The sequence below is a fragment of the Burkholderia sp. BCC1993 genome, assembly GCF_905339865.1.
Lineage (GTDB): Bacteria > Pseudomonadota > Gammaproteobacteria > Burkholderiales > Burkholderiaceae > Burkholderia.
Window position 1 is genome coordinate 128168 of the sequence record NZ_CAJPGZ010000014.1, and the last position, 16864, is coordinate 145031.

Annotated in this window: 12 protein-coding genes; 5 read left to right on the forward strand and 7 right to left on the reverse strand. The window is 69.3% G+C overall.

Annotated features, from left to right (window positions below; translation table 11 throughout):
- Nucleotides 1-8 precede the first annotated feature (8 nt).
- Complete coding sequence (locus U4Y91_RS23900; RefSeq protein WP_321807148.1) at nt 9-2114, reverse strand: heavy metal translocating P-type ATPase; 2106 nt, start codon at nt 2112-2114, stop codon at nt 9-11.
- Nucleotides 2115-2141: 27 nt separating this feature from the next.
- Here U4Y91_RS23900 and U4Y91_RS23905 point away from each other — a divergent pair, with 27 nt between their 5' ends.
- The 3 genes from U4Y91_RS23905 to U4Y91_RS23915 all read left to right on the forward strand — a co-directional run bounded on the left by U4Y91_RS23905 (nt 2142) and on the right by U4Y91_RS23915 (nt 3778).
- Nucleotides 2142-2660, forward strand: a complete 519-nt coding sequence (locus U4Y91_RS23905) for a hypothetical protein (protein ID WP_321807149.1) — start codon at nt 2142-2144, stop codon at nt 2658-2660.
- A 45-nt stretch (nt 2661-2705) separates the two neighbouring features.
- Nucleotides 2706-3137, forward strand: coding sequence for a Cd(II)/Pb(II)-responsive transcriptional regulator (cadR, locus tag U4Y91_RS23910; RefSeq protein ID WP_014895515.1), 432 nt, complete (start codon nt 2706-2708; stop codon nt 3135-3137).
- Nucleotides 3138-3205: 68 nt separating this feature from the next.
- The gene (locus tag U4Y91_RS23915; protein ID WP_321807150.1) at nt 3206-3778 is read left to right on the forward strand and encodes a PadR family transcriptional regulator; all 573 of its coding nucleotides are present in this window, start codon (nt 3206-3208) and stop codon (nt 3776-3778) included.
- A gap of 24 nt (nt 3779-3802) precedes the next feature.
- Here the strand turns inward: U4Y91_RS23915 and U4Y91_RS23920 are convergent, their stop codons facing one another.
- The 4 genes from U4Y91_RS23920 to U4Y91_RS23935 all read right to left on the reverse strand — a co-directional run bounded on the left by U4Y91_RS23920 (nt 3803) and on the right by U4Y91_RS23935 (nt 8200).
- Nucleotides 3803-5233 carry an FAD-binding oxidoreductase gene (locus U4Y91_RS23920; protein ID WP_321807151.1) on the reverse strand — a complete coding sequence of 477 codons (1431 nt, stop codon included), beginning with the start codon at nt 5231-5233 and terminating at the stop codon, nt 3803-3805.
- Nucleotides 5234-5246: 13 nt separating this feature from the next.
- Nucleotides 5247-6035: an ABC transporter substrate-binding protein gene (locus U4Y91_RS23925; protein WP_044849065.1), complete on the reverse strand. Its 789-nt coding sequence runs from the start codon at nt 6033-6035 to the stop codon at nt 5247-5249.
- Between the two features lie 113 nt (nt 6036-6148).
- Nucleotides 6149-7303 (reverse strand): pyridoxal phosphate-dependent aminotransferase, encoded by a 1155-nt coding sequence (locus U4Y91_RS23930; protein WP_321807152.1) that lies wholly within the window; start codon nt 7301-7303, stop codon nt 6149-6151.
- Between the two features lie 228 nt (nt 7304-7531).
- Nucleotides 7532-8200 carry a TetR/AcrR family transcriptional regulator gene (locus U4Y91_RS23935; protein WP_321807153.1) on the reverse strand — a complete coding sequence of 223 codons (669 nt, stop codon included), beginning with the start codon at nt 8198-8200 and terminating at the stop codon, nt 7532-7534.
- A gap of 73 nt (nt 8201-8273) precedes the next feature.
- Between U4Y91_RS23935 and U4Y91_RS23940 the strand changes: the two genes are divergently transcribed.
- Together U4Y91_RS23940 and U4Y91_RS23945 are read left to right on the forward strand one after the other, a co-directional pair.
- Entirely contained in the window at nt 8274-9926 is a 1653-nt protein-coding gene (locus tag U4Y91_RS23940; protein ID WP_321807154.1) for an acyl-CoA dehydrogenase family protein, read from the forward strand.
- Between the two features lie 32 nt (nt 9927-9958).
- Nucleotides 9959-11467: a class I adenylate-forming enzyme family protein gene (locus U4Y91_RS23945; RefSeq protein WP_321807224.1), complete on the forward strand. Its 1509-nt coding sequence runs from the start codon at nt 9959-9961 to the stop codon at nt 11465-11467.
- Between the two features lie 105 nt (nt 11468-11572).
- On the opposite strand, the gene U4Y91_RS23950 is transcribed toward U4Y91_RS23945, so the two are convergent.
- Entirely contained in the window at nt 11573-12712 is a 1140-nt protein-coding gene (locus tag U4Y91_RS23950) for a branched-chain amino acid ABC transporter substrate-binding protein (protein ID WP_321807155.1), read from the reverse strand.
- Between the two features lie 84 nt (nt 12713-12796).
- On the reverse strand, nt 12797-16729 hold the full coding sequence (putA, locus tag U4Y91_RS23955; RefSeq protein ID WP_321807156.1) for a trifunctional transcriptional regulator/proline dehydrogenase/L-glutamate gamma-semialdehyde dehydrogenase: 3933 nt from the start codon (nt 16727-16729) through the stop codon (nt 12797-12799).
- Nucleotides 16730-16864 lie beyond the last annotated feature (135 nt).

Below are 16864 nucleotides of genomic sequence, written 5' to 3' on the forward strand. Positions count from 1 at the left end.
GCTCCTCGTCACTGCGTCCGCGCGCTGTCGAACACGCCCGTCTTCGACAGCAGCCGCAAGCCGTTGCCGACGACGATCAGGCTCGCGCCCGCATCGGCGAACACCGCCATCCACATCGTGCCGAGCCCCGCGACCGTCAGGCCGAGGAACACGATCTTCACGCCGAGCGCGAAGCCAATGTTCTGCACCAGCACGCGGTGCGTCGCGCGCGACAGCCGCACGAACGCGGGAATCTTGCGCAGGTCGTCGTCCATCAGCGCGACGTCGGCTGTCTCGATCGCCGTGTCGGTGCCCATCGCGCCCATCGCGAAACCGATGTCGGCGCGCGCGAGCGCCGGTGCGTCGTTGATCCCGTCGCCGACCATCCCGACCGCGCCCGCGCCGCCCGCCGACAGTTCCTCGACCGCCGCGAGCTTGTCCTCGGGCAACTGGTTGCCGCGCGCATCGTCGATGCCGGCCTGCTGCGCGATTGCCTGCGCGGTGTGCGGGTTGTCGCCGGTCAGCATCGCGGTGCGGATGCCGAGCGCGTGCAGGTCGGCGATCGCCGCGCGGCTGGTGTCCTTGATCGTGTCGGCCACCGCGAAGATGCCGAGCACACGCGTGTCGTCGACCAGCATCACGACGCTCTTGCCCTGCCGCTCGAGTGCGTCGAGCTTCGCCTCCAGCGCCGGCGAGCAGCGTTCGAGCTCCTCGACGAGCCGGTGGTTGCCGAGCCAGTAGCGCGCGCCGTCGATCGTGCCGCGCACACCGCGCCCGACGAGTGCTTCGAACTCCTCTACGTCGGCAAACGCCGCCGTCTGCGCATCACGCGCCGCCGCGGCGATCGCCTGCGACACCGGATGATCGGAGCGCGCCGCGAGGCTCGCACCGAGGTGACGCACGCGCGCCGCGTCGAGGTCCGTCGCATGCAGGTCGAAATCGGTCTGCACCGGCTTGCCGTGCGTGATCGTGCCGGTCTTGTCGAGCGCGAGCCACGCGAGCTTGCGGCCTTCTTCCAGATACACGCCGCCCTTCACGAGAATCCCGCGCCGGGCCGCGGCCGCGAGCCCCGACACGATCGTCACCGGCGTCGAGATCACCAGCGCGCACGGGCACGCGATCACGAGCAGCACCAGCGCGCGGTAGATCCAGTCGTGCCACGCGCCGCCCATGACGAGCGGCGGCGCCACCGCGACCAGCAGCGCGACCGCGAACACGATCGGCGTATAGACGCGTGCGAACTGGTCGACGAAGCGCTGCGTCGGCGCCTTCGCACCCTGCGCTTCCTCGACCGCGTGGATGATCCGCGCGAGCGTCGAGTTGGCGGCAACCGCCGTCACGCGATAGTCGAACGAACCCGCTTCGTTGATCGTGCCCGCGTACACCGCATCGCCTGCCGTCTTGTCGACCGGCAGGCTCTCGCCGGTGATCGGCGCCTGGTTCACCGTCGAGCGGCCCGCGACCACCTCGCCGTCCAGCCCGATCCGCTCGCCCGGCTTCACGCGCACGATCGCGCCGAGCGCGACCTGCGCGGCCTCGATCGTGCGCCACGTGCCGTCGATGTCCTGCACGGTCGCGGTGTCCGGTGCGAGCTGCATCAGGCCCTGGATCGCATTGCGCGCGCGATCGAGCGACTTCGCCTCGATCAGCTCGGCGATCGTGAACAGCACCATCACCATCGCGGCTTCCGGCCACTGGCCGATCGCCATCGCGCCCGTCACCGCGATGCTCATCAGCGCGTTGATGTTCAGGTTGCCGTTGCGAATCGCGATCCAGCCCTTCTTGTAGGTGGTCAGCCCGCACGTGAGCACCGCCGCGAGCGCCAGCACCGCCGACAGCCACACCGGCAGGCCGGCCCAGCTTACGGCCTCGGACGCGATCGCGGCGACGCCGGCCACCGCGAGCGGCCACCACGGCTTCGCGGGCGGCGGCGCGACCGGCGTTGCCGGCGCGTCGGCCGACGCGGCCTCCGGCGTCATCCCGAGCGTACGGATCGCGCTTTCGATCGCAGGCTGCGCACCGGCCACGTGGTCGACGGTCAGCATTCGCTGCATCAGGTTGAATTCGAGCGCCGACACCTGCTGCATCCCGCCGAGCTTCTTGCGGATCAGCGTTTCCTCGGTCGGGCAGTCCATCTGCATGATCCGGAACGCGGAGCGCACGTGACCCGAGGCGGTCGCGCGCGCGGCCGGCAGCGGTGCGAGCGTCAGCGCGGCCGGCGCGCAGCAGGCGCCGGCCGCGTGGTCGTGGTCGTGGTCGTGGTCGTGGTCGTGGTCGTGGTCGTGATCGTGATCGTGATCGTGATCGTGATCGTGATCGTGATCAGCATGGTCATGCGCGGCATGGTCGTGTGCCGCGTGGTCGTGCGAGCACGCCGCGCCGTGCTCATGCCCGGCGCCGTGCGCGTGGCCGGCATGGTCATCGTGGTCGTGCCCGGCGACGTGCGCCGATGCGTGATCGTGGTCGTGGCCGCATCCGCGCGACTGCCCGTCGCGCGCCGCCGCGTCGCCGTGCGCGTGCTCGCCGGCCGCCGGCGCCGCGTCGCCAACGGTCGCCGCCTGCGGGTCGCGCGCATCGGCGCAGCAGGTCTCGGCGCCGCCGGCATGACGGTGTCGTGGGTCGTGGGTACGCTGCGCGTCGGTCATGACAACCTCCTCTATGGCTTGACGGAGTACAGTTAACACCCTGAAGCCACTACAAGGTCAACCCTTGCAAAGGAGAAAGCCATGAAGATCGGCGAACTGGCCAAGGCGGCCCGCTGCACGCCCGAAACGATCCGCTTCTACGAGAAGGAGGGGCTGATGCCGGATGCGGAGCGCACCGATTCGAACTACCGCAACTACACCGACGTGCACGTCGAACGGCTGCGCTTCATCCGCAACTGCCGCGCGCTCGACATGGCGCACGACGAAATCCGCGCGCTGCTGCAGCTCACCGACACGCCGGCCGACCCGTGCGATTCGATCAACGCGCTGCTCGACGAACACATCGGCCACGTCGATGCGCGCCTCGCGGAACTGACACATCTGCGCGACCAGCTCACCGAATTGCGCCGCCAGTGTGTCGGCGAACATTCGGTCGAGGACTGTGGAATCGTGCACGGTCTCGCGACGATGGAAACCGTCGCGCCGGCCGCAAAGCGCTCGCACCTCGGCTGAAACCCTTGTGGAATATGATAGTCTAGTTGATACTAGTTATATTCTTACTAGACATAACATAACTATTCATGTCAACCAGCCGCCCGTCTCCGCTCGCACTCGCGGTCCTCGCGACGCTCACCGAAACGCCGATGCATCCGTACGGAATGCTGCAGCAGCTGAAGGCGCGCGGCTACGACGAAGTCGTCAATGTGCGGCAGCGCACGAGCCTTTACCAGACGATCGACCGGCTGCTGCGCGACGGGTTGATCGCCGTGCACGACACCGAGCGCGACGGCGCGTTTCCCGAGCGCACGCTGTACACGCTGACCGAAGCCGGACATACGGCCGGCCAGGCATGGCTGCATGCGCTGCTCGCCGAGCCCGCGCGCGAGTTTCCGGCATTCGGCGCCGGCCTCGCGTTCCTGCCCCTGCTCGATGCCGACGATGCCCGCCGGCAACTCGAGCACCGCATCGCCGCGCTCGAAGCCGAACGCGAACGTCTCGAGTCGCTGCGCAACGCCGCGCAGAACGACCAGGTGCCGCGCCTGTTCCTGCTGCAGAACGAGCATGCGCTCGTGCTGCTGAACGCGGAGCTCGACTGGGCGCGCAGCGTCGTCGAACACCTGAAGATCGGCGCGCTGCGCTGGGTCGACGGCTGACGCGCAGCCATCGGCCCGCGCCGCTCAAAGCACCTTGCCGGGGTTGAGCACGCCGGCGGGATCGAGCGCGGCCTTCAGGCGCCGCATCAGGCCGATTTCGGCTTCGCTGCGCGTGTGCGCGAGATAGGCGCGCTTGAGCACCCCGATGCCGTGCTCCGCCGACACCGAGCCGCCCATGTCCCGGACGACCGTGTAGACGCAGCGATCGATCGCATCGGCGTCCGCATCGCGCATGCCGTCGAGCGAAACGCCGATATGCACGTTGCCATCGCCGACGTGGCCGAAGCACAGGCACACGATGTCGGGCCAGGCCGCGCGCAATGCCGCTTCGCAGCGCTCGGCGAACAGGCCGAGTTCGCCCGTCGGCAGGCTCACGTCGAAGTTCACCAGGTGCGGCAGCGCATCGATTGCGAGGCCTTCGCGCAGTGTCCACAAGTCGCGCGCCTGCCGCTCCGACGTCGCAAGCGCCGCATCGTCCACGAGCCCCGCGTCGATTGCATCCGCCAGGCCGTTTTCCAGCGCCGCGCGTGCATCGCCGCCCGGTGCGCTCGTCGCGCACTCGATCAGCACCGCGAAGCCGCCGTCGCCCGCGAACGGTGCGACGACGCCGGGCGTATGACGCGCCACGTATTCGTAGAAGGCCGGCCACATCGCTTCGAAACTGACGAGCTCGGGCAGTGCGCGCAGACGGTTCCACAACCCGACGACGGCATCGTAGCCGTGCACGCGACAGAGCGCGGTGGCCGGCGCGGCCAGCTTCGGATGCAGCCGCAGCACGGCACGCGTGACGATGCCGAGCGTGCCTTCGCTGCCGATGAACAGCTGCTTCAGGTCGTAGCCCGCGTTGTTCTTCAGCATCCGGTTCATCGACGACACGACGGTGCCGTCGGCGAGCACGGCTTCCAGGCCGAGCACCTGCTCGCGCATCATGCCGTAACGGATCGCGCGCGTGCCGCCCGCGTTGGTCGCGAGCATGCCGCCGATCTGGCACGAGCCGCGAGCGCCGAGATCGACACCGAACGTGAAGCCCGCCGCGTCCGCGGCCTCCTGCACCGTCTGCAGCGGCGTCCCGGCGCGCACCGTCATCGTGCCCGCCGCCGCGTCGATCGACTCGACGCCCGCGAAACGCTCCATCGACAGCACGATCTCGCCGCCCAGCGCGACCGCGCCGCGCGCGAGCCCGGTGAGGCCGCCCTGCGGCACGACCGGCTGCCCGAGCCGCGTGCACAGCGCGAGCGTGCGCGACACGTCGTCGACGCTGCGCGGCCGCACCAGCGCGCGCGGCCGCACACCGGCCGACTCGTTGTACGCGGTGAAGTAGCGCGGATCGATCTCGGCCGCCCGCGTGACCAGCGTGTCGCCCAGCGCGGCGACGAGCGCCGCCTCGAGCGCGTCGTCCGCCGGCGCCGCCGCATCGTGGCCGCAACGCGCGGCGGCCGTCTCCAGGGTCTGCATCGCGCGCGTCCGCTTACTTGGTGGAGATGTCGATGTCGCCGAAGTACTTCTGGCCGAGCGACTTCACCGTGCCGTCCGCCTTCAGCTTGTCGATCGCCGCATCGAGTTTGCCCTTCAGCGCGTCGTCGCCCTTGCGCAGGCCGAACGCGATCCCGCTGCCGAGAATGCGGTCGTCGCGCACCGGCTGGCCGACGAACGCGAAGCCCTTGCCGTCCGGGCGCGACAGGAAGCCGCGCTGGCCGGCCGGCGCAAGCACCAGCGTCGCGTCGAGGCGGCCCGACACGAGGTCGGCATACACCTGGTTCTGGTCCTGGTACGCGACGATCGACACGCCGGCCGGCTCCCAGTGCGCCTTCGCGTAGGTTTCCTGGATCGACGCCTGCAGCACGCCGACGCGCTTGCCCTTCAGCGCTTCCGGCGTCGGCAGCAGGCCGCTGCCGGTGCGCGCGATCAGCTGCGTCGGCACGCGGTAGATGATCGTCGTGAAGTCGATCGCCTGGCGCCGCTGCTCGGTCGCGTTCATCGCCGAGTTGATCGCGTCGAACTTGCGGCCCTGCAGCGCGGGAATGAGCCCGTCGAACGACGTCTCGACCCACTTGCACGACAGCTTCGCGGTCTGGCAGACGGCGTTGCCGACGTCGATGTCGAAGCCCTGCAGGTCGCCGTTCGGCGCCTTCGACTCGAACGGCGGGTATTGCGCCTCGAGGCCGAAACGCAGCGTTTGCCCGTCGGCCGATGCCGCGCCGGAGCCGAGCGCGCACGCGAATGCGAACGCGAGTTTGAGGGTGTGTGCATGCTTCATCGTGATCTCCTGGCTGGCCGGTCGGCGCCGCGCTTCGGCAAGTGCGCCGGTCCCGTCCGTGACTTTCGGTGCGACGTACACGTCGCCTGCTTGGGTGCGGGCCGCGCCCGCGATTACAGCGAACGCAACCGCCGCGCGCCCTCGATCAGCGTCGCGTCGTCCTTCGAGAAACTGAGGCGGATCACGCCCGCGTCGGTGCCGTCGGTATAGAACGCCGACAGCGGAATCGTCGCGACGCGCGCATCGCGGATCAGGCGCAGCACGAAGTCGCTGTCGCGCTCGTCCGAGAAGTGCCGGAACCGCGCGAGCATGAAGAACGAGCCTTCGCTCGGCAGCAACTCGAAGCGCGACCCGGCCAGCTCGCGCGCCAGCAGGTCGCGCTTGGCCTGGTAGAACGCCGACAGGCCGAGATAGCTTTCCGGCCGCGCGAGGATCTCCGCGAACGCGACCTGCATCGGCGTATCGGCCGAAAACACCATGAACTGGTGCACCTTGCGGATCTCGTCCATCAGTTCGGCCGGCGCGACGCAATGGCCGACCCGCCAGCCCGTCACGTGGAACGACTTGCCGAACGACGACACGATCACGCTGCGCTCGGCCAGCTCGCGGTGACGCGCGACGCTCTGGTGCTGCGCACCGTCGAACACGACGTGCTCGTAGACCTCGTCCGACAGCACCACGATGCCGGTATCGCGCGTGAGCTGCGCGAGCCGTTCGAGATCGTCGGCGGAGAACACGGTCGCGGTCGGGTTGTGCGGCGTATTGACGACGATCATCCGCGTGCGCGGCGTGATCGCGGCGGCCACTTCGTCCCAGTTCACGCGGAAATGTTCGGCCGACAGCTTGATCGCGACCGGCGTCGCGCCCTGCATCCGCACGATCGGCGCATAGCTGTCGAACGACGGCTCGAAATAGATCACTTCGTCGCCCGGATGCACGAGCGCGCTGATCGCCGCGTAGAGCCCTTCGCTCGCGCTCGCGATCACCGTGATCTCGGTGCCCGGGTCGTAGCGCGTACCGTACAGCGCCTCCGTCTTCTCCGCGAGCCGTTCGCGCAGCGACGCGAGGCCGGCCATCGGCGCGTACTGGTTGTGGCCGTCGCGCATCGCGCGCGCGACGCCGTCGACGAGCGCCGGATCCGGCGCGAAATTCGGCGCGCCCTGCGACAGGTTCAGCGCATCGTGCTGTGCGGCAAGCTGGCCGATCACCGTGAAGATCGTCGTCCCGACGTCCGGCAGTTTCGAACGGGGCCTGGTGGCGCTTCGCATGAGTTCTCCTTCTGATGTCCTTCGGGCCGGCCGCGTGCGATGCGCGCGGCCGGTCTCATGCGGAATGATTTAGCCCGAGTCAATATCGGCGGACAACCGAAAGTTCGTCATGGCGGCCATGCATTTTTCTCATGAGCGGCCATGCGCAAGGCTCGACGCCAAGGTCGAGTGACCGGCAATGCATGCGAATCGGGCATTTCCCCTAGACGCGCGCGGCCACGCCGCGCGTCACGCGCCCGCGGCCGCCAGGTAGGCGCTCAGCACGGCCCGCAACTCGCCGCGCAACGCATCGAGGTCCAGTGCCGGCCCGAGCGTGAGCAGCGCCTGGGACACGCCGCCGTAGCAGACCGCATGCGCCATCCGGGCGATCCCGTCGAGCCGCGCGGCCGGCGGCGGATCGGCGGCCTGCGCGAGCGCGTCGCGCCACAGCGCGACAAAGGCGTCGTAATGCCGCCGGTACGCGGCGAGCGGCGACACCTGCCGCTCCAGCGCGAAGAACGCGCCCCACAGCGCGGCGTCGGCACCGATCGCGTCGACCTGCAGGTCGGCGAGCGCGGCCGCGAGCTCGGCGCGCGGCGCGCCGCGCAGCCCGTGCGCCGCATCGCGCAGCCGGTCGGCCAGCGCCAGCACGCGCCGGTGGATGCACAGTGCGGCGAGGCTCTGCTTGTCGCCGAAGTATTCGTAGAAGGTGCCGACGCTTACGCCCGCGACGGCCGCGATCTCGCGAATCGTTGCCTTCGCGTAGCCGCGCTCGAGCAAAAGCTGAACGAAGGCCTGCTGCAGCGCGTCGGACGTGACCTGCGCGCGCGACTGGCGCGGCCGGCGACGCAGCGCGGGCGCGGGTTGCGCCGCCGGCTGGCCGGGCGGCGCCGGAACCTGAACATGTCGCGGCGGCATATTTGCTACTCTGAAATTCAGCGGAAACGCGTTTGACCGGCAGACCGCGACGCACGAGACCGGAGACAGCCCGATGACCGAATCGACCCAAGCCGTCACGAACCAGTTCGACGAACTGGTCGACTATAACCTCTTCGCCACCGATGTCGCGCTGCGCGACGCACTCGCCCGCGCGGGCGCCGACTGGGCCGTGCCGCGGCTCGACGCGTACGGCGCGCGGCTCGGCAGCGCCGACACCGCACAGCTCGCCGACGAAGCGAACCGCCACGCGCCGGAACTGAACGCGTTCGACCGGCGCGGCCGGCGCATCGACCGCGTCGACTTCCATCCGGCCTGGCACACGCTGCTCGGCATGTACCGCAACGAGGGCTTCGTGTCGCTCGCGTTCCGCGACACGCGCCCCGGCCGCTGGGCCGCGACCGCGGCCGGCTTCTACCTGCACGGCCAGATCGAGGCCGGCACGCTGTGCCCGGCGACGATGACGCAGGCCGCGATTCCGGTACTGCAGAAGGAGCCCGCGCTGTGGGGCCTGCTGCGCGACAAGCTGTACAGCGACGACTACGATCCGCGCGACGTGCCGGTCGCCGACAAGCGCTCGATCTGGTTCGGCATGGGGATGACCGAGAAACAGGGCGGCTCCGACGTGCGCGCGAACACGACGCTGGCGACTCCGGTCGGCGCGGGCGGGCGCGGCGGCGAATACCGGCTGCGCGGCCACAAGTGGTTCTTCTCCGCGCCGATGTGCGACGCGCACCTGGTCGTCGCGCGCACCGAAGCGGGCAGCCCGTCGTGCTTCTACGTGCCGCGCTGGCGGCCCGACAGCACGAAGAATGCGGTCGAGATCCAGCGGCTGAAGAACAAGATCGGCAACCGCAGCAACTCGAGCAGCGAGATCGAGCTGAACGACGCATGGGGGATCATGCTCGGCGACGAAGGCCGCGGCATTCCGACCATCCTCGAGATGGCCACCTACACGCGGCTGAACTGCGTGCTCGGCAGCGCGGCGATGCTGCGCCAGGGCGTCGTGCAGGCGATCGCGTACACGCGGCGGCGCCACGCGTTCGGCCGCGCGCTCGCCGAGCAGCCGCTGATGCGCACCGTGCTCGCCGATCTCGCGCTCGAAAGCGAGGCCGCGCTCGTGCTCGCGATGCGCCTGGCCGACGCGTTCGAGCGCGACGACGCGCCGCGCGAACGCGCGTGGAAGCGGATCGTCACGCCCGCCGCGAAATTCTGGGTCTGCAAGCGCGCGGTCGAGCTGACCGGCGAGGTGATGGAAGTGTTCGGCGGCAACGGCTACGTCGACGACGGCCCGATCGCGCGCCTGTTCCGCGAAGCGCCGGTCAACTCGATCTGGGAAGGCTCCGGCAACGTGATGTGCCTCGACGTGCTGCGCGCGGTGTCGCGCGAGCCCGACGCGGCCGCGGCGCTGCTCGCCGAACTGGCCGACCTCGGCGCGGGCGAACCGCGCATCCGCGCGGCGCTGGATACGCTGCGCGCGATGCTCGCGGCGCCGGCCGACACGCTCGAGGCGTCGGCGCGAGTGTTCGCGCAACGGCTCGCGCTGGTCGCGCAGGCGTGCCTGCTGCGGCGCGACGCGCCCGCGTTCGTCGCCGACGTATTCGTCGCGACCCGGCTCGCCGCGCCCGACTGGGGCCGCATCGCGGGCGGCTTCGACCCGCACGCGCTCGACGTCGCCGCGCTGCTGCAGCGCGCGTACCCGGCCTGACGCCCCCCTCGTTCTCCTCGCGTGGAGCCATGATGAACCTCGTCGCCGCCCTCGACCGCGCCGCCCGTGCGACGCCCGACAAGCCGTTCCTGATCCACGACGACACGGCGGTCACGTACGCCGCCGCGCGCGAGCGCTCGCATCGCGCAGCGGCCGTGCTGAGCGCACTCGGCGTCGCGGCCGGCGACCGCGTCGCCGCGATGTGCCTGAACACGCCCGCGTTCGTCGACCTGATGTTCGGCGCGTGGCGGCTCGGCGCCGCGTTCGTGCCGATCAACCACAAGCTGCAGGCGCCGGAAGTCGACTACGTGCTCGAGCACAGCGGCAGCAAGGTGCTCCTGTTCGACGCGGCGCTCGCGCCGGTGCTGGCGCGCGTGATCCATCCGGTGCGGCGGCTCGTCACCGAAGGCGACGCCGCCGGCACGCCGAACTTCGACGCGATGCGCGCGGCGATGGACGGCGTCGCGGGCATCGAGCCGGCCGACGGCGACGTCGCGCAGATCCTCTACACGTCCGGCACGACCGGCCGCCCGAAAGGCTGCGTGCACAGCCATCGCGCCGTGACGCTCGCAGCCATGCAGGCGGCACTCGCGACCGGCATCGGCCGCAACGAACGCACGCTGATGGCGATGCCGATCTGGCATTCGTCGCCGCTGAACAACTGGTTCGGCGGCACGCTGTACGCAGGCGGCACCGTCGTGCTGCTGCGCGAATACCATCCGCTGCGCTTCCTGCAGGCCGTCGAGCGCGAACGCGTGACGCTGTATTTCGGCGCGCCGGTGTCGTATACGCTGCCGCTCGACACGATCGAGCGCTTCGCGGCGTTCGACCTGTCGAGCGTGCGCGCATGGCTGTATGGCGGCGGCCCGATCGGCGCCGCGCAGGCCGAACGGCTCGCGCATGCGTATCGCAGCAACGCGTTTTTCCAGGTGTACGGGATGACGGAAACGGGCCCGGCCGGCACCACGCTGTATCCGGACGAGCAGATCGCGAAGGCCGGCTCGATCGGTCACCAGGGCGGCCCCGGCGTCGACCTGCGGGTCGTGCGGAGCAATGGCGCCGACGCGCTGCCGGGCGACACCGGCGAGATCTGGCTGAAGGCCGACAGCATGATGCTCGGCTATCTCGACGACCCGGCCGCGACGCGCGCCGCATTCGCGCCGGACGGCTGGTATCGCACCGGCGACATCGCGCGGATCGATCAGGATGGCTACCTGTTCATCGTCGACCGGCTGAAGGACATGATCGTGACGGGCGGCGAGAACGTCTATTCGAAAGAAGTGGAGGACGTGCTCGACGCGCATCCGGACATCGCGGAAGCGGCCGTCGTCGGCGTCCCGCATCCGGACTGGGGCGAGACGGTCGTCGCGCACGTCGTGCTGCGCGCGAGCGCTGCGCCCGATGCGGATGCGCTGCGCGCGTTCTGCGGCGAGCGGCTCGCCGCGTACAAGATTCCGCGCGAATTCGTGTTCGCGGAAACGCTGCCACGCACGCCGACCGGCAAGCTGCAGAAGTTCCTGCTGCGCACGCGACGCGAGTAGCGCCGAAGCCAAAGAAAAAGCCACCGGACCCGACGGCCCGATGGCTTTTTCGCGCGAGATGCGGGACGGGACGTTGCGACGCCCCCGCCCGCGCTCACGCCATGCTTACTTGCCGCCGATGCTCTTCAGCGGCTTCCACTCGCCCTTCTCGACCTTGTACATCGTGATGCCGCCGTTCTTCAGGTCGCCCTTCGCGTCGTACGCAACGTGCGACGACGTGACGCCGGCCATGTCGGTCTTCGCGAGCACCGGCAGGTACTTCGCCGGATCGGTCGAATCGGCCTTCTTCATCGCGTTCAGCATCGCCATCGCGCCGTCGTACGCGTACGGCGAGTACGTCTGCACGTCTTCGCCGAAGCGCTTCTTGTACTTGTCGGCGTAGGTCTTGCCGCCCGGCATTTCTTCGAGCGGCAGGCCTGCCAGCGACGCGATCGTGCCGTCGGCCGCGTTGCCCGCGATCTTCAGGAACGTCGGCGTCTTCACCATTTCGCCGCTCATCAGCGGTGCGGCGATGCCGAGCGTCTTCATCTGCTTGACCATCGGCGCTGCCTGCGAATCCGCGCCGCCGTAGTAGACGAGGTCCGGCTTCGCGGCCTTCAGCTTGGTCAGGATCGCCTTGAAGTCGACCGCCTTGTCATTCGTGAATTCACGGTCGACGATCGTCGCGCCGCCGGCCTTCGCGGCCTTCTCGAACTGGTCGGCGAGACCCTGGCCGTAGGCCGTGCGGTCGTCGACGATCGCGATCTTCTTCATGCCGAGATCCTTCGACGCGAAGGTGCCCGCCACCGAGCCCTGCTGCGTGTCGGACGTCATCATGCGGAAGGTCGTCTTGTAACCCTGCTGCGTGTATTCCGGCGCCGTCGCCATCGCGATTTCCGGAATGCCGGCGTTCGCGTAGATGCGCGAAGCGGGAATCGTCGTGCCCGAGTTGAAATGGCCGAGCATGCCCTTGATGCCGTCGTCGACGAGCTTCTGCGCGACCGTCGTGCCGGTGCGCGGGTCAGCCTGGTCGTCCTGCGTCTCGAGCACGAACTTCACCGGCTTGCCGCCGATCTTCGGGCTGGTCGCGTTGAAGTCTTCCAGCGCGAGCGCGATCCCGTTCTGCATATCCTTGCCGTAGTGAGCCTGGGCGCCCGTCATCGGCCCTGCGTAACCGATCTTCACGTCATCCGCATGGGCCGTCCCCGCCAGCGACATGACAGCGACGAACGTCGCGCCTGCCAGCTTTTTCATCGTGTGTTGCATAGCTTCTCCTTGGTACCAGGGTAAATGGAGCGGCTTCGGGATCGCCTTGCCGCTTCCTTTGATTGATCCGAACGGCAAGGATGGTCAGCCGATCGTCATCAAATTCGCGTTGCCGCCCGCCGCGGCCGTGTTCACGCTCACCGAGCGCTCGGTCAGCAGGCGCTCGAGCGCGTAGTCTTCCGCATCGCCGTTCTCGAACGCGCCCGCCGACACGCCCTGCACCGACACGATCGGGCCCGGCCGCTGCGCGACGTCCTTCACGAGCGTCTGCAGCTCGTCGCTGTCGCCTTCGAACAGCACCGCGTCGAACGGCGCGTCGGCCTGCTTGCGCACGGCCGCATGCGCCTTCAGCGCAGCCGGCAGCGCGGCCACCAGCGCCTCGCCCGCGGCACCGGCGAACAGCGCGCGGTTGCCCGTCGCCAGCACCGCCGCGAACTGCGCGCGCGCGCCGCTCGGCGTTGCCGCGACACACAGCACCGTGCCGCGCGGGCCGAGTGTATACGTGTTTCGCTCGCCCGTCGGGCCGGTCAGCACCGCGGTCGCACCGGCCGGCACCTGCGCCAGGTAGCCGTCGCAGCGGGCGGCCAGCGCCGGTTCGCGTTGCTCGATCAGCCAGTCGCGCAGCGCGGTCAGCGCCGTCGCCGGGTTGCCGCGCTGTTCGCCATCGACCGCGCCGTCCGCGATCAGCGTCTGCGCGAGCGAACGCGGCAGGCCCGACGGACGCGTCGCGAGCAGGCGCTGCAGGTACAGCGCGCCGCCGGCCTTCGGGCCCGTGCCCGACAGCCCTTCGCCGCCGAACGGCTGCACGCCGACCACCGCGCCGATCACGTTGCGGTTCACGTAGATGTTGCCGACGTGCGCGTTCGAGATCACGTGCGCGATCGTCTCGTCGATCCGCGTGTGGATGCCGAGCGTCAGGCCGTAACCCGTCGCGCGGATCTGCTCGAGCAGCTTGTCAAGCTGGCTGCGGCGATAGCGCACGACGTGCAGCACGGGGCCGAACACTTCACGCTTCAGCTCGTCGATGCTGCCGATCTCGATCAGCGTCGGCGGCACGAACGTGCCGTGCGCGCATGCATCGGGCGCCGGCAGTTGCGTGACCGTGTGACCCTTGTCCGTCATCGTCGCGACGTGCGTGTCGATCGTCTGCTTCGCTTCGCCGTCGATCACCGGGCCGACGTCGGTCGACAACCGGTCCGGGTTGCCGAGCGCCAGCTCGTGCATCGCGCCCTTCAGCATCGTCAGCGTGCGGTCCGCGACATCGTCCTGCAGACACAGAACGCGCAGCGCCGAACACCGTTGACCGGCCGAGTCGAACGACGACTGCATCACGTCCGCGACGACCTGCTCCGCGAGCGCCGACGAGTCGACGATCATCGCGTTCTGGCCGCCCGTTTCCGCGATCAGCGGAATCGGCTTGCCGTCCGGGTCGAGGCGCGCGGACAGCGTCTTGTTGATCAGGCGCGCGACTTCGGTCGAGCCGGTGAACATCACCGCACGCGTGCGCGGATCGGCGACCAGCGCCGCGCCGACGGTCTCGCCCGTGCCCGGCAGCAGCTGCACCGCGCCGGCCGGCACGCCGGCCTCGCGCAGCAGGCGCACGGCCTGGGCGGCGATCAGCGGCGTCTGTTCGGCCGGCTTCGCGAGCACCGTGTTGCCGGCCGCGAGCGCAGCGGCCACCTGGCCCATGAAGATCGCGAGCGGGAAGTTCCACGGGCTGATACAGACCACGGGGCCGAGCGGACGGTGCGTGTCGTTCGAGAATTCGTCGCGGATCTGCGCCGCGTAGTAGCGCAGGAAGTCGACTGCTTCGCGGATTTCAGCGATCGCGTTCGGCAGCGACTTGCCGGCTTCGCGCACGATCAGGCCCATCAGCGTGTGCATCTGCGCTTCGAGCAGGTCGGCCGCGCGCACCAGGCAGTCGGCGCGCGCATCGACCGGCGTCGCCTGCCAGATCGGCGCGGCGGCCACCGCGTGCGCGAGCGCCGCGCTCACGTGCTCGGCCGTCGCTTCGCTGACCGTGCCGACCAGGTCGCGCTGATCGGCCGGGTTGCGCACGTCGCGTGCCGGTGCGTCGGCGAGCGAGTCGTCGTCGAGCATCGGCGCCGCGCGCCACGGGAAGTGCGCGCTCGCGAGCAGCGCGGACGACAGCGATGCGAGACGGTGTTCGTTCGACAGGTCGAGGCCCATCGAGTTGGGACGCTCGTCGCCGTACAGGTTGCGCGGCAGGGGGATCTTCGCGTGCGGCGCGCCGAGCGGCACGACCTTCGACGCTTCGTCGACCGGATCGGCGACCAGTTCCTTCACCGGCACGGTCTTATCGGCGATGCGGTTCACGAACGACGTGTTCGCGCCGTTTTCCAGCAGGCGGCGCACCAGGTACGCGAGCAGCGTCTCGTGCGTGCCGACCGGCGCGTACACGCGGCACGGACGGTTCAGCTTGTCGCGGCCCGTGACTTCCTCGTACAGCGGCTCGCCCATCCCGTGCAGACACTGGAATTCGTACTGGCCCGGGTAGTAGTTCTGGCCCGCGAGCTGGTAGATCGCGGCCAGCGTGTGCGCGTTGTGCGTCGCGAACTGCGGATAGACGGCATCCGGCGCCGCGAGCAGCTTCTTCGCGCACGCGAGATACGACACGTCCGTGTAGATCTTGCGCGTGTAGACCGGATAGCCTTCGAGGCCGTCGACCTGCGCACGCTTGATTTCGGTGTCCCAGTACGCGCCCTTCACCAGGCGGATCATCAGGCGGTGACGGCTGCGGCGCGCGAGGTCGATCAGGTAGTCGATCACGAACGGGCAGCGCTTCTGGTAACCCTGCACGACGAAGCCGATGCCGTTCCAGCCCGCGAGTTCCGGATCGAAGCACAGCGCTTCCAGCAGGTCGAGCGACAGCTCGAGACGGTCGGCTTCTTCCGCGTCGATGTTCAGGCCGATGTCGTAGCGGCGCGCGAGCAGCGCAAGCGCACGCACGCGCGGCAGCAGCTCGCTCATCGTGCGGTCCTGCTGCGAGCGCGAGTAGCGCGCGTGCAGCGCCGACAGCTTGATCGAGATGCCCGGGCCTTCGTAGATGCCGCGGCCGCCGGCCGCCTTGCCGATCGCGTGGATCGCCTGCTCGTACGACGCGTAGTAGCGCTGCGCGTCCTCTTCGGTCGTCGCCGCTTCGCCGAGCATGTCGTACGAGTAGCGGAAGCCGCGCGCTTCGTACTTGCGGCTGTTGGCCAGCGCCTCGGAAATCGTCTCGCCGGTGACGAACTGCTCGCCCATCAGGCGCATCGCCATGTCGACGCCCTTGCGGATCAGCGGTTCGCCGCCACGGCCGATCAGGCGCGTGAGCGCCGACGACAGGCCCGCTTCGCTGTTGGTCGTCACGAGCTTGCCGGTGATCATCAGCCCCCAGGTCGCCGCGTTCACGAACAGCGACGGTGCGTGGCCGACGTGCGAGCGCCAGTCGCCCTTGCTGATCTTGTCGCGAATCAGCGCATCGCGCGTCGCGCGATCGGGGATCCGCAACAGCGCTTCGGCCAGACACATCAGCGCGACGCCTTCCTGGCTCGACAGCGAGAACTCGTGGATCAGCCCTTCGACGCCGCCGCCCGAACTCTTCTCGCGCAGCGCCTCGACGAGCTGCGTCGCGAGCGTCTGCACGTCGGCCTGCAGGTTCGCCGGCAGGCGCGCCTGGCCAAGCAGGAACGGCACGCATTCCGGTTCGGGGCGGCGATATGCGGCCGTGATCGCCGCGCGCAGCACCGATTGCGGCTGCACGTTCTGGGCGAACTCGAGGAACGGATGCGGCGAGTTGTCGTCGTCACCGTCCGGCGTCTGGCCGTCGGCGAGCTCCGTCACACCGCTGCTGCCCGACAGTTCGGGCGGCAGCTGGCCGTGCTCGATCCGCTCGAGGTACGCGAAGATCGCCTGCTTGATCAGCCAGTGGGGAGTGCGCTCGAGACGCGCTGCCGCGTCTTTCAGGCGCGAGCGGAGAAGGTCGTCGACTTTGACGCCAAGAGTCGTGCTTGCCATGGTGGGTTCGTGCGCCGGTGCGAGCCCGGCAATGTGGTGTGAGAGGATGCGCGAAATCCTACGGCACGCAATAAAAAGGTGCAACCGAATTAAGAGATTGGTTGCACCTCGAAGTTACTCAATATAATCAGCCAC

Coding starts and splice junctions, on each gene's coding strand:
- U4Y91_RS23900 (WP_321807148.1), bottom strand. CDS start 2,114: ATGGACTGCCCGACCGAGGAAACGCTGATCCGCAAGAAGCTCGGCGGG.
- cadR (WP_014895515.1), top strand. CDS start 2,706: ATGAAGATCGGCGAACTGGCCAAGGCGGCCCGCTGCACGCCCGAAACG.
- U4Y91_RS23915 (WP_321807150.1), top strand. CDS start 3,206: ATGTCAACCAGCCGCCCGTCTCCGCTCGCACTCGCGGTCCTCGCGACG.
- U4Y91_RS23920 (WP_321807151.1), bottom strand. CDS start 5,233: ATGCAGACCCTGGAGACGGCCGCCGCGCGTTGCGGCCACGATGCGGCG.
- U4Y91_RS23925 (WP_044849065.1), bottom strand. CDS start 6,035: ATGAAGCATGCACACACCCTCAAACTCGCGTTCGCATTCGCGTGCGCG.
- U4Y91_RS23930 (WP_321807152.1), bottom strand. CDS start 7,303: ATGCGAAGCGCCACCAGGCCCCGTTCGAAACTGCCGGACGTCGGGACG.
- U4Y91_RS23935 (WP_321807153.1), bottom strand. CDS start 8,200: ATGCCGCCGCGACATGTTCAGGTTCCGGCGCCGCCCGGCCAGCCGGCG.
- U4Y91_RS23940 (WP_321807154.1), top strand. CDS start 8,274: ATGACCGAATCGACCCAAGCCGTCACGAACCAGTTCGACGAACTGGTC.
- U4Y91_RS23945 (WP_321807224.1), top strand. CDS start 9,959: ATGAACCTCGTCGCCGCCCTCGACCGCGCCGCCCGTGCGACGCCCGAC.
- U4Y91_RS23950 (WP_321807155.1), bottom strand. CDS start 12,712: ATGCAACACACGATGAAAAAGCTGGCAGGCGCGACGTTCGTCGCTGTC.
- putA (WP_321807156.1), bottom strand. CDS start 16,729: ATGGCAAGCACGACTCTTGGCGTCAAAGTCGACGACCTTCTCCGCTCG.